The 24305-nt window shown below is 41.9% G+C and carries 22 protein-coding genes, 1 pseudogene and 1 riboswitch; of the genes and pseudogenes, 19 read left to right on the forward strand and 4 right to left on the reverse strand.

Features of this window, described 5'->3' with window-relative positions:
- Positions 1-150: 150 nt before the first annotated feature.
- The 7 genes and pseudogenes from queG to K8O68_RS14290 all read left to right on the forward strand — a co-directional run bounded on the left by queG (position 151) and on the right by K8O68_RS14290 (position 5486).
- Positions 151-1326, forward strand: a complete 1176-nt coding sequence (gene queG, locus K8O68_RS14260) for a tRNA epoxyqueuosine(34) reductase QueG (protein WP_230897530.1) — start codon at positions 151-153, stop codon at positions 1324-1326.
- Positions 1327-1357: 31 nt separating this feature from the next.
- Positions 1358-1891 carry a methylated-DNA--[protein]-cysteine S-methyltransferase gene (locus K8O68_RS14265; RefSeq protein ID WP_230897531.1) on the forward strand — a complete coding sequence of 178 codons (534 nt, stop codon included), beginning with the start codon at positions 1358-1360 and terminating at the stop codon, positions 1889-1891.
- A 573-nt stretch (positions 1892-2464) separates the two neighbouring features.
- Positions 2465-2941 (forward strand): annotated as a pseudogene (locus K8O68_RS21640) (amidase domain-containing protein); the annotation flags it as partial.
- Positions 2942-3115: 174 nt separating this feature from the next.
- Positions 3116-3640, forward strand: a complete 525-nt coding sequence (locus tag K8O68_RS14275; RefSeq protein ID WP_230897533.1) for a hypothetical protein — start codon at positions 3116-3118, stop codon at positions 3638-3640.
- Between the two features lie 80 nt (positions 3641-3720).
- Entirely contained in the window at positions 3721-4194 is a 474-nt protein-coding gene (gene trmL, locus K8O68_RS14280) for a tRNA (uridine(34)/cytosine(34)/5-carboxymethylaminomethyluridine(34)-2'-O)-methyltransferase TrmL (RefSeq protein ID WP_230897534.1), read from the forward strand.
- A gap of 337 nt (positions 4195-4531) precedes the next feature.
- Positions 4532-4837, forward strand: coding sequence for an antibiotic biosynthesis monooxygenase family protein (locus K8O68_RS14285; protein ID WP_230897535.1), 306 nt, complete (start codon positions 4532-4534; stop codon positions 4835-4837).
- Positions 4838-4928: 91 nt separating this feature from the next.
- Positions 4929-5486: a DUF5366 family protein gene (locus K8O68_RS14290; protein ID WP_230897536.1), complete on the forward strand. Its 558-nt coding sequence runs from the start codon at positions 4929-4931 to the stop codon at positions 5484-5486.
- Positions 5487-5573: 87 nt separating this feature from the next.
- On the opposite strand, the gene K8O68_RS14295 is transcribed toward K8O68_RS14290, so the two are convergent.
- The gene (locus K8O68_RS14295; protein WP_230897703.1) at positions 5574-7442 is read right to left on the reverse strand and encodes a transglycosylase domain-containing protein; all 1869 of its coding nucleotides are present in this window, start codon (positions 7440-7442) and stop codon (positions 5574-5576) included.
- A 247-nt stretch (positions 7443-7689) separates the two neighbouring features.
- Here K8O68_RS14295 and K8O68_RS14300 point away from each other — a divergent pair, with 247 nt between their 5' ends.
- From K8O68_RS14300 to sinI, 4 genes are all read left to right on the forward strand, one after another.
- On the forward strand, positions 7690-9585 hold the full coding sequence (locus K8O68_RS14300; RefSeq protein WP_230897537.1) for a PrkA family serine protein kinase: 1896 nt from the start codon (positions 7690-7692) through the stop codon (positions 9583-9585).
- A gap of 185 nt (positions 9586-9770) precedes the next feature.
- Positions 9771-10367 carry a signal peptidase I gene (gene lepB / locus K8O68_RS14305; protein WP_304619530.1) on the forward strand — a complete coding sequence of 199 codons (597 nt, stop codon included), beginning with the start codon at positions 9771-9773 and terminating at the stop codon, positions 10365-10367.
- A gap of 169 nt (positions 10368-10536) precedes the next feature.
- Complete coding sequence (gene yhbH, locus K8O68_RS14310; RefSeq protein WP_093056171.1) at positions 10537-11700, forward strand: sporulation protein YhbH; 1164 nt, start codon at positions 10537-10539, stop codon at positions 11698-11700.
- 347 nt (positions 11701-12047) lie between these two features.
- A riboswitch (cyclic di-GMP riboswitch) is annotated at positions 12048-12138 on the forward strand.
- Between the two features lie 27 nt (positions 12139-12165).
- A complete protein-coding gene (gene sinI, locus K8O68_RS14315; protein ID WP_230897538.1) occupies positions 12166-12288 on the forward strand; it encodes a DNA-binding anti-repressor SinI in 123 nt (40 codons plus the stop codon).
- 158 nt (positions 12289-12446) lie between these two features.
- On the opposite strand, the gene K8O68_RS14320 is transcribed toward sinI, so the two are convergent.
- On the reverse strand, positions 12447-13166 hold the full coding sequence (locus K8O68_RS14320) for a GntR family transcriptional regulator (protein WP_230897539.1): 720 nt from the start codon (positions 13164-13166) through the stop codon (positions 12447-12449).
- A gap of 258 nt (positions 13167-13424) precedes the next feature.
- Between K8O68_RS14320 and K8O68_RS14325 the strand changes: the two genes are divergently transcribed.
- The 5 genes from K8O68_RS14325 to K8O68_RS14345 all read left to right on the forward strand — a co-directional run bounded on the left by K8O68_RS14325 (position 13425) and on the right by K8O68_RS14345 (position 21261).
- Positions 13425-14771, forward strand: a complete 1347-nt coding sequence (locus K8O68_RS14325) for a 6-phospho-alpha-glucosidase (RefSeq protein WP_230897540.1) — start codon at positions 13425-13427, stop codon at positions 14769-14771.
- Positions 14772-14883: 112 nt separating this feature from the next.
- Positions 14884-16476: a PTS transporter subunit EIIC gene (locus K8O68_RS14330; RefSeq protein WP_230897541.1), complete on the forward strand. Its 1593-nt coding sequence runs from the start codon at positions 14884-14886 to the stop codon at positions 16474-16476.
- 561 nt (positions 16477-17037) lie between these two features.
- Entirely contained in the window at positions 17038-18687 is a 1650-nt protein-coding gene (gene ggt / locus K8O68_RS14335) for a gamma-glutamyltransferase (protein WP_230897542.1), read from the forward strand.
- Between the two features lie 33 nt (positions 18688-18720).
- Positions 18721-20334: an L-lactate permease gene (locus K8O68_RS14340; protein WP_230897543.1), complete on the forward strand. Its 1614-nt coding sequence runs from the start codon at positions 18721-18723 to the stop codon at positions 20332-20334.
- A gap of 192 nt (positions 20335-20526) precedes the next feature.
- Positions 20527-21261: a peptidoglycan recognition protein family protein gene (locus tag K8O68_RS14345; protein ID WP_230897544.1), complete on the forward strand. Its 735-nt coding sequence runs from the start codon at positions 20527-20529 to the stop codon at positions 21259-21261.
- A 46-nt stretch (positions 21262-21307) separates the two neighbouring features.
- Here the strand turns inward: K8O68_RS14345 and K8O68_RS14350 are convergent, their stop codons facing one another.
- Positions 21308-21553: a hypothetical protein gene (locus tag K8O68_RS14350; protein ID WP_230897545.1), complete on the reverse strand. Its 246-nt coding sequence runs from the start codon at positions 21551-21553 to the stop codon at positions 21308-21310.
- A 128-nt stretch (positions 21554-21681) separates the two neighbouring features.
- On the reverse strand, positions 21682-22329 hold the full coding sequence (locus tag K8O68_RS14355) for an SDR family oxidoreductase (RefSeq protein ID WP_230897546.1): 648 nt from the start codon (positions 22327-22329) through the stop codon (positions 21682-21684).
- Between the two features lie 134 nt (positions 22330-22463).
- Between K8O68_RS14355 and K8O68_RS14360 the strand changes: the two genes are divergently transcribed.
- The 3 genes from K8O68_RS14360 to K8O68_RS14370 all read left to right on the forward strand — a co-directional run bounded on the left by K8O68_RS14360 (position 22464) and on the right by K8O68_RS14370 (position 23964).
- Positions 22464-23354 carry a DUF1028 domain-containing protein gene (locus K8O68_RS14360; RefSeq protein WP_230897547.1) on the forward strand — a complete coding sequence of 297 codons (891 nt, stop codon included), beginning with the start codon at positions 22464-22466 and terminating at the stop codon, positions 23352-23354.
- Between the two features lie 48 nt (positions 23355-23402).
- Positions 23403-23720, forward strand: coding sequence for a YbjQ family protein (locus K8O68_RS14365; protein WP_230897548.1), 318 nt, complete (start codon positions 23403-23405; stop codon positions 23718-23720).
- A 67-nt stretch (positions 23721-23787) separates the two neighbouring features.
- Entirely contained in the window at positions 23788-23964 is a 177-nt protein-coding gene (locus K8O68_RS14370; protein ID WP_230897549.1) for a hypothetical protein, read from the forward strand.
- The last annotated feature ends 341 nt before the right edge of the window (positions 23965-24305 follow it).

The raw sequence follows: 24305 nt of genomic DNA on the forward strand, positions 1-24305 counted from the left end.
CGAGACTACGTAAGAAAATACTGTGGAGGCAAGTGGTTAGAACCCATGCGGGTTAACCCGCATGGGTTCTAAAGAGAGTAGAATTGGAAAATTCTACACCACAACAATTGACAGAGAACCTTTTATTTTTAACAGAAAGAAGGGAAAGCCGTGGCAAATACCCAATTAAAAGAAGAGTTAATTGCATACAGTAAGCTTATAGGTATTGATAAAATTGGCTTTGCTTCGGCTGATCCTTTTGTTACTTTAAAATCAAGGCTGGAAGCTCAGCAAAAGTCAGGGTTTGAGTCAGGGTTTGAAAAAGGGACTATTAAAGAACGGACTGAACCGGAGCAGCTGCTTCCGGAAGCAAAAACAATTATTGCTATAGCACTTGCTTATCCGTCTAAAATGAAGGAGGCTCCGAAATCCAAAAAAGGGGAGCGCCGGGGGATTTTTTGCCGGGCTTCCTGGGGGGAAGATTACCACCATATTTTGCGACGCAAGCTTAAACTCGTGGAAGAGTTCATTCAAAAACGAGTACCTTCTTCGAAGAATGTGTCTATGGTGGATACAGGAGAACTTTCAGACCGGGCAGTTGCTGAAAGAGCGGGAATCGGATGGAGCGGCAAAAATTGCGCGATCATCACCCCTGAATTTGGTTCTTACGTTTATTTAGGAGAATTAATTACAACAGTTGACATTCCGGACGACCAGCCTTTAACGGATCAGTGTGGCACATGCAATAAGTGTGTAGACGCCTGCCCGACAGGGGCCTTAGTTCAGGGGGGGCAGCTGGATTCTAATAAATGCATTGCCTTTTTAACTCAGACGAAAGATTTTCTGCCGGAACAGTACCGGAAAAAAATCGGAAACAGATTGTACGGATGCGATACTTGCCAGGTTGTCTGCCCGGAGAATAAAGGCAAAGATACTCACAACCATCCGGAAATGGAGCCTGATCCTGAAGTAGTTAAACCGAAACTTGAACCTTTACTGACTATGAGTAACAGGGAATTCAAAAAAACATTTGGCAATATATCAGGAGCCTGGAGGGGAAAAAAACCTATTCAGAGAAATGCCATTATAGCCCTCGCCCACTATAGAGAACACTCAGCTCTGCCCCTTTTGTATAAATTGATAAGGGAGGATCCGCGTCCGGTCATACGGGGAACGGCGGCCTGGGCAGCAGCTGAAATATCTCAGGATAATGAGACACTCAGCGAGCTTAAAAGAGCGAAAGAAAGAGAAAACGACTCTGAGGCTGAGTTTGAGATAGATAACGCGCTAAAAAAGCTTAAAATGAATTCAAATCGACTTGGAAAGCATGAGAAAAGTTCAGTATGATATTTTCAGCTGAACTGAAGGAGGGGCTTTAATGACACTTCGGCCACTTATTTATTACAGTGAAATGGATAGTCCGATTGGTACGCTTACTTTGGCAAAGTCTGAAAAAGGTATATGTTTTATTGAATTCGGTTCAGTTAGCAGCGCATATGCGTCCATAAAAGCAAAATTGAGAAAGATGCATATAAATGGGGAATTGGCTGAAGACCCGGCTGCCCTGGATGAAGAGACACACCAGCTTGCCGAATACTTTTCAGGAGAGAGAAAGACCTTTGATTTACCGCTCGATTTGATCGGCTCGACGTTCCAGAAACTTGTTTGGGAAAAAGTAAAAGACATTCCTTACGGGACCACTAAATCATACAAGCAAATTGCGAGTGAAATAGGAGCTCCAAAAGCTGTAAGAGCGATTGGCGGAGCAAATAACAAAAACCCAGTGCCAATCATTATTCCATGTCACCGTGTTATTGGTTCTAACGGGGCAATGGTTGGATATGGAGGCGGTTTGGATAAAAAGGAAATATTATTGAGACTTGAAGGAGCATTTGAAAAACTGACTTCTTGATAAACTTCTCTTAATCCCTCATTGCTGCAAGGCAGTGAGGGGTTTTTGCCGTTTATATGAATGAACCTCCCCCTCAGCCGAATAAGTATAGTATGAATGGCTACGGGGAGGGATTGTGCAATGAAAGATATTATGGATGTTATGAAAAAATATTGGGAAAACAGCTGCTATCCTTATATATCCGGCGGAGAAAAAGCGGAGATAACATTACCTTTTGTAAGGGAAGATGAGGCTGAGGCAGCTGAGAGAAAACTGGCTAATTTAAAACGGCGCGAAGCAAAAATTGTAAAAAATATGGTTGACGGATATATTATTAACCACCAGCAGTCCTCTTACAGAACATTACTTGATTACCTTGTGACGCTCGAACATTTTATTTACCAAAAAAATAAGCCTTATCTTGAAACTCAAATACAGACGAGAAGAGCTGTCATTGACAACGGAGAATTAATAGATGATTATGTTCTGGAGCCGGACGGCTTTTTTGGCACGTGTGAAAAAGAGTATTTTGAAAATGAAGCACTTAATCAGACCCAGTCCAGAGATAACTCTGATACGGAAATCAGGTTCAGTTATGACCGGCTGGCAGCCGTAAGATACGCAGAAAGATGGTGGAATGACTATAACCCTGCCTACAGGCAATTTGAAAATGACTGTACCAATTATATTTCCCAATGTTTAAAGGCGGGAGGAGCTCCTATGCGGGGCGTGCCTGTAAGGAACCAGGGCTGGTGGTATCAGGAGCCCCAGTGGAGCTTCAGCTGGTCAGTTGCCCATTCTTTACGCTGGTATTTAAGCGGTTCAAATAAAGGATTAAGAGCAGTGGAAGTCAACTCCCCGGAAGAACTGATGAAGGGAGATGTCATCTGTTATGATTTTACCGGTGATGACAGGTGGCAGCACACGACAATTGTCGTTGATAAAGATGCGGACTATATGCCGCTCGTCAATGCCCATACGACGAACAGCAGAATGAGGTATTGGGCTTACGAAGACTCTACTGCCTGGACCCCTGAAATCAAATACAAGTTTTTTCATATTACGGGTTAATTTACTGGCTGTGAATGAGAGCTCATTCTTTAGACACTCACATTCAGCGACGCCAGTATGGTATAGTAATAATGGATATTGGCATCTTATTATGGCTATTAATCCCAGGTAAAAGTTCATTTAAATTAATTTTGTAAGAATAATAGAACTCTAAAAAGCTGCGGTGTGAAATTTATGATAAAAATAAACTTAGTAAAAACAAGTCTGATAGCTGTCCTATTGTTTATTATGGCTGCTTGTACACAGGCAGAAAACACACTTTCCCAGGCGAAGCGGGATCTCCCTTTTCCCGTTTTATTTCCTGAAGAGATGCTTGAAGACTGGGACATAGAAGAAACGGTTTATGAGGACCGCCTTCTTGTAACTACCTTTCATAATAATGAAGAAGGACGTGTCGAACTGATCCAGGACCAGAACATACAAGGCCTTGATTTAGAAGAACTCAGAAACTATGTCCTGTCAAACAGGTCTTTCACAGATCAGGTTCTTGAGAGTAATAAAGTAATTGAAGTAGAAGACTTTGTTGGAGAGATGGCTTTTTTCATGGAACCGACTCCAACGGTCCAATATACCTTTGTTCAAAAAAAAGATCTGTTCAGTGAAGTAAATGGGAGTGTCCCTTATTATCAAGTGATCGGAACAGATATCTCACAAGAAGAATTAAAGCGGTTCATCAGTACGCTGGAAGCTTCAACTTAACATGAAGCTTCTTTCTTTTCGTTTAAGGACATGGTAAGATAGCTTTTGGAAGTTTGAAGAAAAGACAGAGGTGAATACAGGTGGGACTGCACGTTGTTTTACATGAGCCGGAAATACCGGCAAATACAGGGAATATTGCCCGGACGTGTGCCGGCACAAATACAGCTTTACATTTAATTCACCCGCTAGGGTTTTCCACGGATGACCGGATGCTGAAAAGAGCCGGGTGCGACTACTGGCCCAATGTGGAAGTTCACCACTATGACTCTATGGAAGAATTAATTGAAAAGTACAGCGAAGGTGAATTTTTTTATATCGAAACTATCGGTAAAAAAAATTATTACGAATTTGATTACAGTGACACCGGAAAAGACTATTTTTTTGTGTTTGGAAAAGAAACAAAGGGGCTCCCAGGAGAGTTGACAGAATCAAATGAAGAGCGCTGTTTCCGTCTTCCTCAAACAGATAAAATCAGATCACTGAACTTATCTAATACGGCAGCTATTGTCGTTTATGAAGCATTAAGGCAGCAGGCATTTCCGTTTCTGGATTAGTACGCAAGCCTCAAAGACACAAGATACACAAGATTAAACTAAAAACCTGTTGTGGTTTCACAACAGGTTTTTTGCCGTTTTAAGTACTTGATTAGTTTTTATGAGGATTAGAATTATAGCCAGCGGTAAATATGGCGACAAGGAATGCCAGGCACACGCCTAAAATCAGGATAAGTCCCATATTAATAAGCCCCCTTTTACAGTATCTGTTTTTCAATATACCATTTTTTTCGCAAGAATGAAAGGAACAATGCAAAATTCGCCGGGTTAAGGAAAATCTTTGAAAACCCTCTCTTATGTCGTATAATATGAGATAGTTAAAGGAGGATTCGATACTATGTACGTTGTTATGAATGAACTGCATGTGCCTGCAGAAGGGCGCGGGAATGTTGCGGCCCGTTTTGCTGAAAGCGCTGAAAAAATGAAGCAAGTACCAGGTTGTCTTGACTTTATGTTTCTTAACCCGGAAGAAGATGAGAACTTCCAGATCGTCATGACAAAGTGGGCATCAAAAACAGACTATGAAAATTGGGTTAATAGTGACGCTTTTAAACAAGCACATAAGAAAAGAAGAGAAAATCTTGATAAGAGTCCGACCTCCGGAAATAAGATTTATGCTTATGAAGCCGTTCACCATTTATAAGAGCCTGTACCGTAAATGAAAAACCGAGTGCGCGCACTCGGTTTTATTATTTCACTATTCTGTAAGACTATGATGAGCAGGAGTATATGACATGAGAAATGCGTATTTAACGAGCCATTTTCCGTTATTTTCTATTATTTTATTCAGTCTTTCTTTTTCTGTTTATAGTGAGAGGCTTATTGTTTCTTATTTAGAGAACATAGGATTGTACAGCGGGATGATTGAATTTTTTTCTGAAAGAGGGATTCATTTAACCTTGTTATTTGTTTTATGGCTGTTTTTCTTTATGCTTTTTTCAGCCCTCAAACTTATTGCTAATACTGTTAATGAACTCTCTCTTTTGTTTTTTTCGAAAGATGAAGAGGGAGCTGATTTGAAAAAAGTCCGTGCAGGGACGTGGATCTATTTAGCCGGAGGAGTTATTTCCTTAGCCGCTTCACTGAACATTCTTGCTCTGCTTGGTGTATTCTCTCTCTCAAGTTTTATTTACTTCATTTATTTTATTTATAAAGTTAGCGCCTCAATATCTTCTTCCGCTATAATAAGTCTCGTATTTTTCCATTTGTTTTTCTGGTTCGCATTCGGTATTGCAGTCATTTACGCTGTTGTGAAACTTTACAATAGTTTAATTGCAAGCCTTCCAGTTTAAGCCTCTTCGCCGTGTGTACCGGCTCCATTCTGATAGAGGCTCCTGCGTCCTGCCCTTAACACTTCTCCGCAGTTCTTGAGACCATTCTTAATGAAACCCCTTCATTATTTCCCGCCATAAGCTTGTGTGCAAGTTGTTCTGGCTTTCCCTGTAAAGGGAGGCGGGCTCATCTTTTCCTATCCAAACCCCAGCTGTATATTGGCTGGAAGAACCGATAAACCATAAATCCTGAAAATCGTTGGTTGTCCCTGTTTTTCCTCCAATATAACCTTGAGTGTTAAAACGGGCAGTTCTTCCGGTCCCCTCAGACGTAACCTTTTCCATCATTTTCTTCATTTTGTTTATCGTCTCTTCATTCCATACTTCTTTACCCGTTTCAGCCCATTCAAATAGTATATCGCCCTCGGCATTTTTTACTGTTTGAATCGCTTTAGGAGAAGTGTATATACCCTTTGCTGCAAAAACAGTATAGGCCTGTGTCAATTCATTTACTGACATGCCCGTTGAAAACCCGCCTAAAGCTGCAGGCAGCCGCTGATCATCTGACGTGACTCTGCTGAAATCAAATTTATTTAAATATGAAAAGCTCTCCTCAACACCAACCATATCTAAGATCCTTACAGCCGCTGTGTTATATGAATGCTTAAAAGCCGTTTCAAGAGGGACTTTTCCGTAGACAGCGCCTCCGAAGTTTTGCGGTTCGTAAGCCCCTCTTTTGATGGGGCTGGCGTCAATAATTGAGTTGATCCCCGCATTAGTTTCTTCCAGAAACGGGGCAAATACGAGAAGAGGTTTAATAGCTGATCCCGGCTGGCGAAAGGCCTGAAACCCCCTGTGAAAATCAAATTTATTGTAGGAGGTACCACCTGTGAGCGCGACAATCTCAGAAGAGTGATGGTCTATAACTGATACTGCCCCTTGAATATCCGTTTGAGACAAATGATCGTTGACTGTTGAGACTGTATGAGCCTGTATGTCGGGAGCGAGAGCTGTTTCAATAGTAATGCCACTCGCCAGCACTTCCTGAACGCGTGCTTTTAATGAGGCAGTTATGTCTGCACGTTCCTCGTTATTGCTTGACGTCCGCAGACGCTGAGCGTACCCTTCCTCGTTTGAAATGAGCTGTTCAAGTTCATATAAAACATAGGTCACATAATCAGGATACTGATCTTTCTTTTCAAAAGGATGGAGCACAATTTCTTCCTCTAAAGCCGTCTCTAATTCTTCATTTTCGAGAAAGCCCTGTTCGTACATTTTTTGAAGGATCCACGCTTTCCGCTCGTGAACAGCCTCTTTGCCTGTTAAAGGATTGTAATGAGAAGGGTTGTTTGGCACCGCGCATAAAAAGGCGGTTTGAGCTAACGAAAGGTCCTGTGCAGAGAGGCCGAAGTAATAGTCAGCTGCGGCTTCTATGCCGTATACTCCATTTGAGAAATAGACAGAGTTTATGTATAGCTCCATAATTTCTTCCTTGGAAAACTCACGTTCGATCTGATAAGAATATAGCAATTCTGACAGCTTGCGTTCATAATTTTGAGAATGGGATAAATAGAGGTTTCTTGCTAACTGCTGAGTAATTGTGCTTCCTCCTTGTTCAATAGACCCGCTTTGTACATTAACCATGAAAGCTCTGGCAATCCCTGACAAATCAAACCCTGGATGGTCATAGAAAGACTGGTCTTCAGCAGCAACAAAAGCATTTACCACTGGAGTGGGGATTTCTTTAAAAGGAAGGGAAATTCTGTTCTCGCTTGTAAAAACATCAGAGATGACATTGCCATGTCTGTCAAGAATCAGACTGTTACTGGAGAGGCGGACATCTTCAAGTTCTACTGACTCTTCAAGGACGCGGTGAACGGACTGGGTGGAAGATAATTCTTTGGCCATCTCCATAAACAGTAAGGAGAAGACACTGATAAAAATTAAAATAAACAGGTTTCCGATAAAGATACGCATAATGGTCACAACACTCTCTAATAAGCTTAATACATTCTATTTTACTCTGAATTGGATAGACGTGGAAGAGAACAGGGCAGATTATTTACTGTAATGGATATGAGAGTCTTTTAAAGCTCTCTACAGGGACTTGGAAAAAGCCGGAGTAAATATTTTCTTGTACTTTTGAACATGGAATTCGGGTTGGACGCATAAGATGAACTATGGCCCATTGGAAAATGATCCTTGATGTTAAGAGGAGGAGATTATGAATATTATAGACAGAATACAGATGCACCGGGAAGAAGAAGAGCGTCTCAAATGGGAAGGGACGTTCGCTGATTACCTGGAAATTTTGCGTGACAGACCGGAAGTGGCTCAGACAGCCCACTCCCGTATTTATAACATGATTAAAGATGCGGGAGTCGTTGAAGAAGACGGAAAGAAACGGTATCTGTTTTTTGAAGACCAGATTTTTGGTTTGGAAGAAGCGGTTGAGAGACTGGTGGAGGAGTATTTTCATTCAGCTGCTAAACGTCTTGATGTTAAGAAGCGTATTTTGCTTTTAATGGGGCCGGTCAGTGGTGGTAAATCGACTATTGTAACTATGCTGAAAAGAGGACTTGAGAAATACACCAGGACGGATCGTGGAGCTGTTTATGCAATTAAAGGCTGTCCGATGCACGAAGATCCATTACACCTTGTTCCCCACCATATGAGAAAAGACTTTCATAAGGAGTATGGGATCAGAGTTGAGGGCAACCTTTCACCACTTAATATGATGCGTCTGGAACAGGATTATGATGGAAGAATTGAAGATGTAATGGTAGAAAGGATTTTCTTATCAGAAGACCGCCGGGTGGGTGTCGGTACTTTCAGTCCTTCAGACCCTAAATCTCAGGATATTGCTGATTTAACAGGAAGCATAGATTTTTCAACCATAGCGGAATTCGGATCGGAATCGGATCCGCGCGCCTACCGGTTCGATGGTGAATTGAACAAAGCGAACCGGGGATTAATGGAGTTTCAGGAGATGTTAAAGTGTGATGAGAAATTCTTATGGCACCTCTTATCTTTAACTCAGGAAGGAAATTTTAAGGCCGGCCGTTTTGCGCTTATTTCTGCTGATGAAATGATTGTAGCTCACACGAACGAAGCGGAGTACAAATCATTTATATCCAATAAGAAAAATGAAGCCCTTCACTCACGTATCATCGTTATGCCGATTCCTTATAATCTTAAAGTAAGTGAAGAAGAACGGATTTATAAAAAAATGATTGAGGAGTCTGATATTTCCCATGTTCATATTGCTCCTCACGCCCTTAAAATAGCAGCGACCTTTACCATTTTGACACGTTTAAAAGAATCCCAGAAAAGCGATGTGGATGTGCTGAAAAAGTTGAAGCTGTATGATGGACAGAATGTCGAAGGCTTTAACTCCCAGGATGTCATAGAGCTGAAAAAAGAGTTTTCCGATGAGGGTATGAACGGGATTGATCCGAGATATGTTATAAACCGGATTTCTTCAGCTATTATACGTAAAGAAATGACATCGATTAACGCGCTGGATGTTCTGAGATCTATTAAAGACGGCCTGGATCAGCATGCTTCCATATCAAAAGAGGATCGGGAACGCTACTTGAACTATATTTCCATTGCCCGCAAGGAATACGATGAGATGGCTAAGAAAGAAGTCCAGAAAGCATTTGTCTATTCATATGAAGAATCGGCAAAAACATTGATGGATAACTATCTTGATAATGTTGAAGCTTACTGCAATAAAAACAAACTTCGGGATCCACTGACAGGGGAAGAAATGAACCCGGATGAAAAACTGATGCGTTCAATTGAAGAACAAATAGGAATATCTGAAAATGCTAAGAAAGCTTTCCGGGAAGAGATTTTAATCAGGATTTCTGCCTACGCGCGCAAAGGAAAGAAATTTGACTATCATTCACATGACCGTCTGCGGGAAGCCATTCAGAAAAAACTGTTTGCTGACCTTAAAGATGTTGTTAAAATTACGACCTCAACAAAAACTCCTGATGAGAACCAATTGAAGAAAGTAAATGAAGTCATAGCCAGATTAATAGATGAGTACGGCTATAACAGTACGTCGGCAAACGACCTTATCAAGTATGTCGGCAGCCTGCTGAACAGGTAATGGTAAAAGCTGGGGGGTCTGACCCCCCAGCTTTTTACATATACACCTCCAGCTCTTGCCACGTTTATTACAGTTCCTTAACAAATTTAATTCTTTCTTTATAATTGTTTAAAATAAGAGACTTCTGGTTATATTTTAAAAGGAATAGAGATTTATTATTGAATAAAGTAACTGGAGGATGAAAAATGAATATGGAAGAAAGGTCTGCAGCAGATATGCCGGAAAAGAAAAAGTCCCAATGGAAAAAGCATGTGTGGGCCCTTACAAAGCTCATAACGGTAGTACTGATTTTTTCATTTGCTATCCGAGGCTTTCTCTTTACAAACTATGTTGTCTATGGTCAATCGATGATGCCTACTATTAATGACGGTGAGAGGATTATAGTGAACAAGATTGGCTATGAGATGGACCAGCCCGGACGGTTTGACCTTATAATTTTTCATGCGACTGAAGACTCAGATTATATTAAACGTGTTATTGGTTTACCTGGAGATGAACTTTATTATGAGGATGATATCCTCTACATTAACGGGGAGGCACAGGAAGAAGATTTCCTGGACTCTTATAAAGAAGATCACGATAACGGTTTATTTACCGAAGATTTCACTTTGGAAGAGATGACAGGAAAAACAGAAGTACCTGAAGGCCACGTGTTTGTACTTGGAGATAACCGGCAAAACAGTATTGACAGCCGCCACATAGGTTTTGTGGAAGCAGAGAAAATCGTAGGAAAGGCAAACGCTGCTTTCTGGCCGCCTAAAAATATCCGCTTCCTTTCCTAGTTGAAAAGCCTCAGCGCCTAAAAAGCGCTGAGGCTTTTTCTTCATCCTGCCAAATTGCCTGTCCAATTTTCAGAATTTTAGTCAACTCGCTGTCCATCCTGCATAGTATAAAGTAAGCTTTAAATGTTGGAAAAGGCTTAGAGTAACAAAAAAGAAGGAGGGAATGCGGATGACAAACTATTCAGGGAAAAATTTCGTTGTCTCTCAGGAAAATTGGTCCCTCCATCGGAAAGGCTACCAGGATCAGCAGCGCCATCAGGAGAAAGTCCAGGATGCGATTCAGAAGAATCTGCCTGACTTGGTCAGTGAGGAAAGCATTGTTATGTCAAACGGTCGTGATGTGATTAAAGTTCCCATCCGTTCCTTAGATGAATATAAGATTCGCTATAATTATGATAAAAATAAACATGTAGGCCAGGGGAACGGAAAAAGCAAAGTCGGTGATGTTGTGGCCCGGGAGCCGGGTGGTCAGAAAGCACCTGGAAAAGGAGAAGGGGCCGGAGATCAGGCAGGCGAAGATTATTACGAAGCTGAAGTGTCTATTTCTGAATTGGAAACAATGCTGTTTAAAGAGCTGGAACTGCCAAATTTGCAACAGAAAGAAGAAGACAACATCGTAATAGAAGAAATTGAATTTAATGATATCAGGAAAAAAGGATTAATGGGGAATGTGGATAAGAGAAGGACAATTCTTGAGGCACTCAAAAGAAATGCGATGAGCGGAATCCCAAACGTGAGCCCAATATTAAATGACGATTTACGCTTTAAAACGTGGGAAGAGAAAATAAAGCCAGAGTCAAAAGCAGTTGTATTGGCGATGATGGATACTTCAGGAAGTATGGGACGTTTTGAAAAGTATATGGCTAGAAGCTTTTTCTTCTGGATGACCAGATTTTTACGTACAAAGTATGAAACAGTGGACATTGTATTTATTGCCCATCACACTGAGGCTAAGAGAGTGTCAGAGGACGACTTCTTTATGAAAGGGGAAAGCGGAGGCACCATTTGTTCTTCAGCCTACAGAAAAGCACTGGAAGTTATCGATAAAGATTATCCGCCTTCACTGTACAATATTTATCCGTTCCATTTCTCCGATGGTGACAATCTTACCTCAGACAATCAGCGGTGCCTGAAATATGTTCACGAATTGATGGAAATGGCCAGTCTCTTCGGGTATGGAGAAGTTAATCAGTATAATCGTCCGTCCACCCTGATGAGCGTCTATAAAAACATTCAGGACCCAAGGTTCCGCCATTATGTCCTTCGCGAGAAATCAGACGTTTACAGATCACTTAAGTGGTTTTTTCAAAAAGAAGATGCCCTGGTAAATTAATCATTTCAGATGCGGCTGCCGAAGAGCGTGGCCGCATCTGTTTATAGTATTGCTGCCATTTACACCGGTTGAATTGTCTAAGATTTTCCCAAACCTAAAATTCATTGAATAAATAATATAAATATTAATTCTATTCAGTTTTTTAGGGCTAAATACTCATTTACAAATACTAGAAATAAACATAATATTTAGTTAAATAATTCTTAATAAAGAACATTTTTGAGAGAGGAAGGAGGTAGTAACTTACAAATTTCGACTTTTATACAGGAGATCCTCTTAAATTATAACTTTTTGTTCATTATGTTGAACGGATCTGAGGAGTAGGTAAGATGAAATTAAAACTGCTCATTCAGAAAGGGCAAACCTATTGAAAGGTAGGGACGCAAAGCTGTGGGTCTAAGGGAGCGGGCGTTTTCCTATGACTGCATAGCCGCCTCATTGACGCAGTATAAGGAGGACAACCTTATGCTGAGTATGCCAAAAGATGAAAAGATGGATAAAGAATGGGTAGCCCTTATTGAAGCTGCACGCAAATTAGGACTGACTCCAGCAGATATAAGATTTTTCTTAAACAAAAGAAGCTTATAAGCGGCAGTATTTTTTTGGGGGAAGTAAAAACGGCTGAGGTATACAGGCTCCTAAGTAAAGCGCCTTTAATTTTAAGATATATTATTAAAATTTTCAAAAACCTTCTTATCCGGTTATAAGAAGGTTTTTTTGATTTCCTGCCCTGGCTACTCTTTAGTTTATAGTTGTCTGTTTGCCACAATAGTAAATTTATATTCATCACTTTTAAAATAAATATCTGTATATTCGAAGGTCGTTTCATCCGTAAGAGTTGAAAAAAGCTGCACTTTAATAATAGGTATCGATTCTTTTAAGTGAAGCAGGCTCTTAATTTCCTCGTCAGGCATCAGCGGCAGTACTTCTTGAAAGCTTTCCTTTATTTTCATCTGTTTTACTTTCTCAATATACTCGTATTTGGACCCTTCCATTAACTCATATGATAAATCGGGGAACAGCTTCACAGGCAAATATGTATTCTCGACCACGAGCGGGGTCTCTTCCACATACCGCTGCCTCCTGACAAAAAATACTTCCTCTCCATCCTCCAGTCCGAGGATCTGCTGTATACGCGCATCAGGCTTAGTTAACGAAAATGTCAGGACTTTATTTCTGGTCGGCTTGTTTAGAGCATGCATTTCTTCAGTAAATCCTCTAAGAGAATATATATTATGTTCAAATTTATTATCACTTACATACGTTCCGCTGCCTTGGATTTTATATAATAAGCCTTCCTGTACAAGTAATTTAATAGCCTGGCGAATGGTGACCCGGCTGACTCCGTATGTTTTAGAAAGTTTAGCTTCCGTAGGGATCGCTTCCCCTTTTAACCACGTTTCTTTTGTTATTTCCTCTTTCATTTGATTGGCGATTTGTCTATATAAAGGAGAGCCGCTTTTCATTATGAACACCCCGCTGTCTATATTTGTATTGTTTATTATTAATTCAAGCATATAGCAGATGTTTGTCAGATTCAATTCAATTAATTTTAAATGTTATATTCAGTTGTAACTCCTTGTTAATAGCGGTTTACATGATGTTCAAGAGAAAATCAATCATTTTTTTACGAAAAATGTGTTGACGCTTTCATAAATAAGTATTATATTTGTATTAACAAATTAAACATACAAATGTAATACAAATAAATGGAGGAATGACAAATGAAGCGTCAGAACTTAGTAGTTGTCGGTGGAGGAAGCACTTATACTCTTGGGATGATTATGAGCTTGATAGAGGAGAAAGAAAACTTTCCCCTTAAATCCATTACTTTTTATGACACAAATGCCGAGCGGCAGGAGAAAATTGCGAAAGCGACTGAAGTAATTCTAAGGGAGAAGTATCCGGAACTGGAATCTTTCCACTACACAACAGATAAAGAGGAAGCTTATACAAACGCTGATTTTGCTTTTGTACAAATTAGAACAGGCGGCCTTCAAATGCGCGAAAAAGATGAGCAGATCCCGCTTAAATATGAAGCTGTTGGCCAGGAAACATGCGGACCGGGAGGAATGGCTTACGGACTTCGTTCTATTGGAGAAATGATTGACGTTGTAAACGATATCCGCACCTACGCACCGGATGCGTGGATTTTAAATTATACAAATCCGGCAGCAATCGTAGCAGAAGCACTCAGAAGAGAGTTCCCGGATGATAACAAAATACTGAACATTTGCGATATGCCTGCGGCGATTATGGTCAGTTACGCGAAAATCCTTGGAAAAGAAATTTGGGATCTGGTTCCTGAATACTTCGGTTTAAACCATTTCGGGTGGTTCACTAATATTTATGATAAAGAAGGAAACAAGCTTACTGATGATATTAAAAGAGCCATCACTGAGGACGGTTTTATCCCTGAAGATTCAGAGATTGTAAACGATCCTTCCTGGATTAAAACTTTTAAACAGGTGGAAACGATGCTGAATGACTTCCCTGACTATTTGCCAAATACGTATCTTCAATATTATCTTTACCCGTCAGACATGGTAGAAAAAGAGGATATGGAGAATACACGTGCACGCCAGGTTATTAATGGACGGGAAAAACGTGTTCATACGATGAGCGACCAGATTATAAAAGACCAGTCTACTGAAAATGTTGATCTGGAAGTGGATATCCACGGCTGTTATATGATTCGCGTCGCGGCATCACTCGCCTATAATAATGGGGATACTTTCATTGTTATAGTTAAGAATAACGGAATTATTTCCAACTTACAGGAAGATGCGATGGTCGAAGTTCCCGCAGCGCTAACGAGCAGAGGTCCAAAGCCATTCGCAGTGGGAGAAATCCCGACCTTCCAGAAAGGATTAATAGAAGGACAGCTTGCATTTGAAAAACTTGTGGTCGACGCCTGGTATGAAAAAGATTACAACAAATTGCTGCAGGCGTTAACATTAAACAGGACGGTTGTAGATGCACCAAAAGCGAGAAAAATTCTTGACGATCTTATCGCTGAAAATAAAGAGTATTGGCCTGAACTGAAACAGTTGGAAACGGTGAAAGTGTAAGTAATAAATGAGGGGGCGCAGGAACATATTTCCCGCCTCCCTTTCTTTCCAATAAAAATGATAACGCTTTTATAACTAGTTTATTTCCTATATGGAACAGGAGGAAAGAAGAATGTTTAATTTTGCAAGCTTACAAAAGTTTGGGAAATCTCTGATGGTCCCGGTAGCCTTATTGCCTGCTGCAGGTATTTTACTCGGTATTGGCGCAGCACTAACCGGACCTCTTGCAGATTATGTCACCGTATTGCAGAACGACTCGGTGGAAGCGTTCAGTTCAGGTATGACTACCATCGGTCTTAGTATTTTTCAAAACTTGCCGATTATTTTTGCTTTGGGGGTCGCTATCGGTTTAAGTGGTGGGTCTGGTATTGCAGCGTTAGCAGCTTTACTTGGATATATTATTATGAACACCACGATTTCCCTTGCCATGGGAATTACGCCGGAAATGGCTCAGGAAGCAGGCGAGTACGGTATGGCACTTGGGATTCCTACACTTGAAACAGGGGTTCTGGGCGGGATTGTCGTCGGCCTTCTGGCTGTCTGGGTGTACAACCGCTTTAAACGATTTCAACCGCCTGAAGTTTTAGGTTTTTTTGCAGGTGACCGTTCTGTCGGTATTGTGATGGTATTTTCATCTATTATTCTTGCTTTTGCAGTTATGATTGTCTGGCCGCCAATTCAGACAGGAATTGACACTGTTGCTAATGTCATAGCTTCTGACGCAACTAATCCTGCCTACATTGGTTTATATGGATTTTTAGAACGTGTTCTTATTCCTACAGGGCTGCATCATATCTGGTATGCGCCATTTCTGTGGACATCCCTGGGCGGAACAGCAGAAGTAGGGGGACAGCTTGTTTCTGGTGACCAGTATATTTTCCTTGCCCAAATCGCGGAAGGAGTGGAAGTGACTGCAGGACGATTTATGGCAGGGAAATTCCCTGTGATTATGTTTGGCCTTCTCGGAGCGGCACTTGCGATGTACCGTCAGGCTGACAAGAAGAACAGGCCTGTTGTTAAAGGGATGCTTGTAGCAGCGGCAGGGACCGCTTTCTTAACGGGTATTACTGAACCAATTGAATTTACTTTCTTATTTGTAGCCCCTGTTTTGTTTGTGATACACGCCATTTTAGCAGGGATCAGCTTCGCACTTGCCTTTATGATGAACGTCCAGCTTGGGTGGGCCGGGGGCTCAGGATTAATCGACTTTGTGCTCGTTAATGCCCTTCCAGGGACTAATAACTGGTGGATGAATCTCGTTATGGGTGCAGGATTCTTTATAATCTATTACTATGTCTTCTCCTTTGCTATTAAAAAATGGGATCTGGCTACTCCTGGCCGAGCCGGACAGGAAGCAAAACTTTACACACGTAAAGATTACAATGCTAAAAAAGAAAATGAAGAAGCAGACAGCAAAACAGCCGTCGCCTCCCATTCAAAAAAGAAGTCAAAAGATGCCTATCGCGATACTGCAAAAGAGATTCTTGAGGCTTTGGGAGGTGAAGAGAACATCGATTATGTGGATGCCTGTTTCACAAGACTCCGTGTGACCGTGAATGATCCCGGGAAAATAGATGAAGTTCAACTGAAAGCTCTGGGAGCAGCCGGGGTAATGAAATACAATAAAAATATTCAAGCCGTTTTCGGCGGAAAATCGGATTTATATAAGAATGAAATTAACGATATTTTGAAAAAGACTGCTTAATTAACGTGTATTTTTTGCCTTTAAGAATCCAAATCTTACTGAGGCATGCAGAAACTGTATGGCCCCTCCTGATTATATTTCTAAATTGGGAGGGGATTATTTTTTTGGTTAAATTTAATATAAGCCTATCCGGTTGTCACATGACTTACTAAGCACGCTTTATCATCTGTTTAATACCCACTCAGGGGCGGTTTGCCCTCTGAGTGTTTTTTTATATTCAAGAATGATCCGCTCACTTGTTGTTCTATCTCGAATAAACCTTTTCAGCTTGGGGCTTCAAAAAGGAGTTATCCATTAATGTTAAAGAACGGCAATTTTTGCAAGATAATAAGAATTTTTCGACTATTAGACTTTTAAAACTGAGCCTTTATTAACGCAAAATGCCGTACTCCAGTCTTGGAACAGCAATTCAAAAACCATGGATTTTTTTAAAATATAAGTTAATTACTGTAATTATAGGAAAAAAGAAGCGAGAAAAACGTACGTTTTAGTCGATTTCTGTAAGGGAAGAGAAGACGGTAGATAAAAGGGTGCATTTACTACTTAAAGGAGGTATTAACAATGAAGGAGCAAAATGGTATTTGCTATGACTTTCTGGAAACCGGCAGACCGGTCATGCAGGGGACTAACGGAGCGGTTACATCTCCTCATTATCTGGCGACTCAAGCTGGTAAAGATGTGTTGAAGAAGGGTGGACATGCGGTAGAAGGTGCCATAGCCATTAACAGTGTATTATGCGTCGTTTATCCTCATATGGCGGGGTTAGGCGGAGATTTGTTTGCTCTTGTGTCAGACAAAAGCGGGCACGGCGTTAAGGCTTTTAACGGAAGCGGAAGATCCGGCTCAGAGGTGACAAGAGATATTTTTGCAGAACGCGGTTTAGACAGCATTCCCGACCGCGGGACGCTCGCTGCTAATACTGTGCCTGGCACAGTAGACGCCTGGTGGGAACTTCATCAGCAATACGGGAGACTATCTTGGGACACACTGTTTGAACAAGCCATTCAGTATGCAGAAGAAGGCTTTCCGGTCAGTGAAAAGTTCAGCAGGTTTGTCCATGAAAAGCAGGATTTACTTAAACAATATCCTGAAACTGCGAAGGTTTTCCTCCCGGACAACACCCCTTTAAAAACAGGAGATATATTAAAGCAGCCTGATTTAGCCTGGGCTTTTAATCAAATTGCGCAGAATGGACGAGAAGCCTTTTATGAAGGGGAGGTCGCAAAGAAAGTAATTGACTCACTCCGGAAAAATGACGGCCTTCTTAATGAGGAAGATTTTAAAGCCCATCAGACTACGGTTGAAAAACCTTTGTCTTCAGAATACAGAGGTTATACGGTTCATCAGCTTAAGCCGAATACTCAGGGAATTGGCACGTTAATGATGCTGAATATCCTGGAAGAGTATGACCTGCAGAAGATTGGTGACCAGACTCCTGGGTATTATCACTTGATGGCTGAAGCAGCCAAAATTGCTTTCACTTACAGAGACCAGTGGGTCACCGATCCAGAATTTCTATCTGTTCCAATGGAAGATATGTTATCTGCCCGGCAGACGCAAACGATGAATGAGCAAATAACAATGGATAAAGCATTCCCGGTTGAAGACCTGGAAGAACTGCCCGAAATGAAAACGAACAGAGACACAACTTTTATGAGTGTAGTAGACGGTGAGGGAAATGCTGTTTCTCTTATTCAAAGTATTTTCCACGAATTCGGCTCAGGTTTTATACCAGAAGGCTGCGGGTTTTTACTTCAGAACCGGGGCTCATTTTTCAGCCTTGATAAAGACCATCCAAATACTCTTGAACCGGGTAAAAGGACATTCCATACGATTATTCCGGCGATGGCAACAAAAGACGGGAAACCGTTTATGCTGTTTGGATCTATGGGAGGCGAAGGACAGCCGCAAACCCAGTGTGCATTATTTACGAGAGTAGTTGATTTTGGCTATAACATTCAACAGGCAATTGAAGCGCCAAGGTGGCTGTTTGGAAGAACATGGGGGGAAGCCAGCTCCTCTTTAAAACTTGAAGCTCGTATATCAGACAGTATCATTCAGACATTAAAAGACAGAGGACATGAAGTTGAATATGCAGAAAACTATTCCCAGCAAATGGGGCATGCCCAGGGGATCGTCATAGATCCGGAGACAAACGTCTATTATGCCGGAGCCGACCCTCGGGGGGACGGAATCGCCCTCAGCTGGTAGACAGTTGATATTTAAAGGAAGGAGACAGTTTCAATGGATAGTAACTTACCAGTTGATTTATTGCACTGGTCAGTGGCAATTTTGCCATTGGCCCTCTTACTTATCTTGCTTGTCGTAGTAAAGTGGTCAGGCCCGGTTTCCGGCTGGATTGCCATGGCTACGGCTACCGTCATAGCTTTTATACTCTTCCAGGCCCCGATTGATAATATAGCAGTCGGCTTTGGAAAAGGATTGTGGGAAGCCTTTTTTATCCTGCTGGTCGTATGGCCGGCTCTGCTTCTCTATCAGACTACGAAAGAGTCGGGAGCTTTTGAAGCGATACGGGAAGGTATTCAGGAACACAGCCAAAATTACCTGTTTTTAATACTCGCTTTTGGGTGGGTTTTCGCCTCGTTTTTACAAGGCATCGCAGGCTTTGGAGCCCCGATTGCGGTAGTCGCCCCGCTGCTTATTGGGATCGGGGTTAAACCGGTGACCGCAGTTGTCATACCGTTAATTGGCCACGCCTGGGCAAACATGTTCGGTACACTGGCAGTAGGATGGATTGCCACAGTGAATGCTGTTGAAATACAGGAGCAGGCACTGACATTGCTGTATACAGGTATTCTCCTGTGGATTCCAAATATAGTGGGAGGCTTAATGATCTGCTGGCTGTTCGCCCGCTGGAAAGGTGTAAAACAAGGATTTGTTGCAGTTATCATTATTTCCCTTATTCACGGGGGAGGCCAGTTAGCTTTAACACAGGTGAATGCGACACTTAGTAATTTTATCCCTGCCACTTTAGCTTTAGGAGCGTTATATCTTCTTGCACGAAGAAAAGCATACAAAGAGAAAACAGAGCTTGAAGATGAAACGGACATTCTTGAGGACAGCGAAGATAAGGAAGAAGGAGTGGAAACTCCCAATATCTCCTTGCATAAGGCATTTATGCCATACTATGTTCTTACCGTCCTCTCAATCGTTATGCTGGGCATACCATTTATACATGATACACTTGAACAGCTGGAAGTCGGCCCGTCATTCCCTGCAGTAGAAACAGGGTACGGCCATGAGGTTGAAGCAGAGGAATCTTATTCACCAATTGCTCCGCTGACCCACCCTGGCTTATATTTGCTTATCTCAGCAGCTTTTGCGTATATATGGTACCGCAAGTTAAATTTATACGAAAGTGATTCAAAGAAAACAATTTTTAAAGGTTTAAAAGATAATGCTGTCGGGGCCTCCCTGGCTATTTCCGGTTTCTTGACTATGACAGAGATTATGGAAAGTTCCGGACAGACAACCGTTTTAGCGCTGGGGATAGCAGAAGTCTCACCGCCGCCTGTATATGTTGGACTCGCTACAATCATAGGGGTGATCGGGTCATTTATGACGTCATCCAACACATCATCAAATGTGCTGTTTTCCCCATTGCACGGGTCAGTCGTACAGTCGATGGATGGATTGAGTTTACCTCACGTTATTGCTGCCCAGTCTGCCGGGGGTGCAATTGGTAATGCTATTTCACCTGCTAACGTTATTTTAGGGACAAGTACCGCCGGACTGAAAGGGAAAGATTCAGAAGTGTTTAAACCAACGCTTGTCTTCTCCATCATCTCCGGTGTACTCGTTGCAGCGGCAGCTATTCTGCTTCATTTTATAGGTTAATTTGAAAAGATGCCACGCAGGGCTTTCCGGCCCTGCGTTTTTTCTTTGGTGCTGTTCCTGCAACGTTGGCGCCTCTAACAAAGAGCTCTTTTACTAACCTAAGGATAATTTCCAAGCAAAAGTCTCCGGCGGCATCCTCTTACTTAATGAATGAAATGTACTTATTAAGTAAAGGACAAGGAGTTGATCAGTATGTGGATGAACGGACTGACCAGCCGTTTAGAGGACCTGCGCAGCAAACTGCCGGTCCACCGGAATAAAACATATTTAAAAAGCAAAGAGGCAGTTCCGCAATACTTAACCATTCATCATAGCGGGACAAAAACGGGAGATGCTTTTTCATTTGCAAAATACCATGTGAACCATCATGGCTGGCCGGGAGCAGGCTACCATTTTGTTCTCACAGGGAAAGGTGTCATCCAGTGGTGTCATAACCTGAATGTTATAAGTTACCACACGAAAGGGCGAAACAGAGGGAATATAGGGATTTGTTTAGTAGGAGAAGGGGATTTCACAGACCCTCAGAGGAAAAGTTTATTAGATTTATCGGCTGCGCTCTGCAGTTATTACCGGATTCCTTCTTCAGCGGTCCTTGGCCACCGCGAGCATCCACAACAGCAAACTGTTTGTCCTTCAATTAATATGAAAGAGTTTCGAATGGAACTTTCAAAGGCTGTTTTACAAAAAGGAGAGCAGGGTGCATTACCGCCTGTTTTACGAAAGGGAATGAGAGGGCCTGCCGTCACTTTGCTTCAGAAAAAACTGATACACGCAGGCTTTCCATTACCGGGTTACGGGATTGACGGGATCTTTGGAAATGAGACAGAACAGGCCGTCCGGAACTTTCAAAAAAGCAGGAAAATCCTGCAGGACGGCATTGCCGGCCCTGTGACTTGGAGTGAATTACTAAGTGTTAAGCCGCGCTGAGAAATAAAAAAAAGGACTTGAAAAAGTCCTATTTGAAAATCATTTATTATTCCTTGTGGCCGCCGCCCATTTTTTCAAAGATAAAAGCAATTGAGCGGTAAATGCTGAACAGCACCACCGCGGCGAGCAGAGAGCCTGCCATGTAGCCTGCTGTAAAATTCCTTGATGCAATCCATTCTTCGTTTGTGCCGACAAAAATGCCAACTGCAACGGCTGCACCTAGGAGAGCGAAAACTATAATTATATTTATTCGTTCCTGTTTAGACATTTCTTTAAGCTTTAATGCTACCATCAAAATCCCCCTCTGAATCTTACTTGTAAATTTATTATAATAGCAATCCTTTAAGGGTGCAATTTGGAAAAAAGAGGAATGTTGGAGAGAAGTAAAGGGAACGCCGGTTGAGGCGTTCCCTTTATCTTTTATTTGAATGATTTAAGTGCTGTTCCAATGGCTTCATCACCGCTGAGTATCTCGATGACGCTGTGGTTTGTTTCTTCAATGGTAAGAGAGGCGGAAGCTACAGCTGCCACATCTTCTCTTGGAATATCTGAATCTGTGTTATCAAGAGATGTTTTTGCAGTTATTTTACCGCGGGCCGGTTCGTTCACCAGTTTCCCCGGGCGCAAAATAGTGTAGTTCAGAGAACTGTTTCGCAGTTTGTCATCGGCATCTTTTTTCGCTTGCATATAATGCTCAAGTTCTTCCGGTCCTTCTTCAGGGTGATCCGCACCAAGTGCGCTGATCATAATATACCTTTGGACACCAGCTTTTTCGGCCTCTTCAATCGACTTGATAGCTCCCAGTTTATCTACATCTACTGTTTTGTCCTTACCCGTGTGAGGGCCGGAGCCGGCAGCGAAGATAACCGCATCTGTATTCTCAAATGCGTGGCTGAAATCTTCTTCCAGGTTCCCGATGACAATTTCCTCAGCTCCCAATTCTTCCATAGCCTGGCGCTGATCCTCATCACGAATCATCGCTCTTGCTTCATGAATCGTGCTTAATCCTACCATTCTAACGGCATGTCTGCCTACTTGTCCATTTGCTCCAATAATTAATACTTTCATCCGAATCTCTCCTTTCACTATCCACTAATTCCCAACCGTAATGGGCGTTAAACCTGATTAAATAATACTTTTAATTGACGTTTTCATTTTCTGAAGATTATGATAGAAAAAAAGAGAAAGCAGGTGGAAGAGATATGATAAAAAACTGGCCGAAAGTAGCGACTTTTTCAATTATAGGGTTCGATCCAGAGACAAAAGAATGGGGGGTAGCAGTCCAGTCCAAATTTCTTGGTGTGGGAGCAGTTGTTCCATGGGCAGAGGCAGGTGTCGGGGCAGTGGCTACTCAGTCTTTTGCAAATACGGCTTTTGGACCTGAAGGACTGGCTTTGCTGAAAAAAGACCTTGCGCCCGAAGAAATAATAGAAGAACTTATTAAAGGAGATCCTGACCGCGAATTGAGACAGTTCGCAGTTATGAACAGTAAAGGTGAGACAGCCGCTTTTACAGGAGAAAACTGCTACCACTGGGCCGGCCATCAGGCAGGTACATACTGTACAGCACAAGGGAATATACTAGTTAGTGAAGATACTGTCCAGCAATTGGTTGAAACGTTTGAAAGTGCTCCAGGCACCCTTGCTGAACGGCTTGTAGAAGCATTGGATAAAGCGCAGGCTGCAGGCGGTGATTCAAGAGGAAAACAATCTGCTGCCCTGTTCATCGTCCAGGATAAAGGCGGATACGGCGGCTATAATGACCGTAAGTACGATTTAAGAGTAGATGATCATAAAGAACCTATTAAAGAGCTGAGAAGGCTTTATGAGCTTCATAAGCTGTATTTTTCACAGCCGGCGGAAGAAGATCTCCTTCCGCTTGAAGGCAACGTGCTTAAAGAAGTCCAGCAGCTGCTTGTCAGCAACGGTTTACTGGAAAGTGTCGAGGACACTTATACTGACCATGTAAAAAAACAGCTGAAAACCTATTACATGCAGGAAAATTTCGAAGAGCGCTGGAGAGATGACCATTTGATCGATCCGCAAATTATTACTTATATGAAAGAAACCGCTGACCAAAAAGAAACCTTATAAGTGTGTCCCGCGTATTAGAAGTATCAAATGTTCCGGGGAGGAATGGATATGATAGTGGTAAATACTGAAAATTTAGCGGGTATGGAAATTGAAAAGCATCTGGGAATCGTATCAGGCAACACCGTTCAAGCTAAGCATATTGGAAAAGACATCGTAGGCGGCCTGAGAGGGCTGGTTGGCGGAAAGATGAAAGAGTATGAAGAAATGTTTAATGAAGCAAGGGATATTGCTGAAAAAGAGATGATTTCACAGGCAGAGAATCTTGGTGCAGACGCTATCGTAAATGTCCGGTATACGTCTTCTTCCATCATGTCCGGATCCTCTGAAGTGATGGTCTATGGCACGGCTGTTAAGTTAAAAGAGTAAAGTGTTTTGCAAGGTATATAAAGCGGGAAAATAGAGATAAGCACGTTAACATAAGGAGAGAATACACATGGATGTTATACAGCCGCTTATCTTTATAATAATGACTTTCCTGTTGATTTTTGTTTTCATAAGCAAAATACCTGACAACAGCTCATTAAAAAAACCTGCTTATTATCTGGCAGGCATCGTGTTAACTTTGACAGTCCTCATAATAATAGCAGGCCTTATCCCCGTCCTGAATTAAAAAACCTCTGCCCGTGAAGTGTACGGGTAAAGGTTTTTTTAGTGGTAATTTCTGGGGGGTCTGACCCCGGATTTTTTGTCGGATAACGTCGGGATTTGTTATACGGTAGAGTGGATGGTTTATACGGTATAGTTGCCCGATTATACGGTAGAGTTCTGCGTTTATACGGTAGAGTAGCCCGCTTATACGGTAGAGTTCCCCGATTATACGGTATAGTTGCCCGATTATACGGTAGAGTTCCATATTTATACGGCAGACTTCCACCTCTATACCCTCTGTTAGCGGGACTGGAATGCTGATAATTAGGGAAAAGAAAGAAAAAGATAATAGGCATATAGACA

Source organism: Salipaludibacillus sp. CUR1, assembly GCF_021028955.1.
Classification (GTDB): domain Bacteria; phylum Bacillota; class Bacilli; order Bacillales; family Salisediminibacteriaceae; genus Salipaludibacillus.

Bases quoted from the DNA above. Each gene is read 5' to 3' on its own strand.
- K8O68_RS14265 (WP_230897531.1), top strand. From the start codon at position 1,358: ATGACACTTCGGCCACTTATTTATTACAGTGAAATGGATAGTCCGATT.
- ggt (WP_230897542.1), top strand. From the start codon at position 17,038: ATGAAGGAGCAAAATGGTATTTGCTATGACTTTCTGGAAACCGGCAGA.
- K8O68_RS14275 (WP_230897533.1), top strand. From the start codon at position 3,116: ATGATAAAAATAAACTTAGTAAAAACAAGTCTGATAGCTGTCCTATTG.
- K8O68_RS14360 (WP_230897547.1), top strand. From the start codon at position 22,464: ATGATAAAAAACTGGCCGAAAGTAGCGACTTTTTCAATTATAGGGTTC.
- K8O68_RS14285 (WP_230897535.1), top strand. From the start codon at position 4,532: ATGTACGTTGTTATGAATGAACTGCATGTGCCTGCAGAAGGGCGCGGG.
- K8O68_RS14350 (WP_230897545.1), bottom strand. From the start codon at position 21,553: ATGGTAGCATTAAAGCTTAAAGAAATGTCTAAACAGGAACGAATAAAT.
- K8O68_RS14345 (WP_230897544.1), top strand. From the start codon at position 20,527: ATGTGGATGAACGGACTGACCAGCCGTTTAGAGGACCTGCGCAGCAAA.
- yhbH (WP_093056171.1), top strand. From the start codon at position 10,537: ATGACAAACTATTCAGGGAAAAATTTCGTTGTCTCTCAGGAAAATTGG.
- K8O68_RS14325 (WP_230897540.1), top strand. From the start codon at position 13,425: ATGAAGCGTCAGAACTTAGTAGTTGTCGGTGGAGGAAGCACTTATACT.
- sinI (WP_230897538.1), top strand. From the start codon at position 12,166: ATGCTGAGTATGCCAAAAGATGAAAAGATGGATAAAGAATGGGTAGCC.
- K8O68_RS14320 (WP_230897539.1), bottom strand. From the start codon at position 13,166: ATGAAAAGCGGCTCTCCTTTATATAGACAAATCGCCAATCAAATGAAA.
- K8O68_RS14370 (WP_230897549.1), top strand. From the start codon at position 23,788: ATGGATGTTATACAGCCGCTTATCTTTATAATAATGACTTTCCTGTTG.
- K8O68_RS14300 (WP_230897537.1), top strand. From the start codon at position 7,690: ATGAATATTATAGACAGAATACAGATGCACCGGGAAGAAGAAGAGCGT.
- K8O68_RS14295 (WP_230897703.1), bottom strand. From the start codon at position 7,442: ATGCGTATCTTTATCGGAAACCTGTTTATTTTAATTTTTATCAGTGTC.
- K8O68_RS14340 (WP_230897543.1), top strand. From the start codon at position 18,721: ATGGATAGTAACTTACCAGTTGATTTATTGCACTGGTCAGTGGCAATT.
- K8O68_RS14355 (WP_230897546.1), bottom strand. From the start codon at position 22,329: ATGAAAGTATTAATTATTGGAGCAAATGGACAAGTAGGCAGACATGCC.
- K8O68_RS14330 (WP_230897541.1), top strand. From the start codon at position 14,884: ATGTTTAATTTTGCAAGCTTACAAAAGTTTGGGAAATCTCTGATGGTC.
- K8O68_RS14365 (WP_230897548.1), top strand. From the start codon at position 23,403: ATGATAGTGGTAAATACTGAAAATTTAGCGGGTATGGAAATTGAAAAG.
- K8O68_RS14290 (WP_230897536.1), top strand. From the start codon at position 4,929: ATGAGAAATGCGTATTTAACGAGCCATTTTCCGTTATTTTCTATTATT.
- lepB (WP_304619530.1), top strand. From the start codon at position 9,771: ATGAATATGGAAGAAAGGTCTGCAGCAGATATGCCGGAAAAGAAAAAG.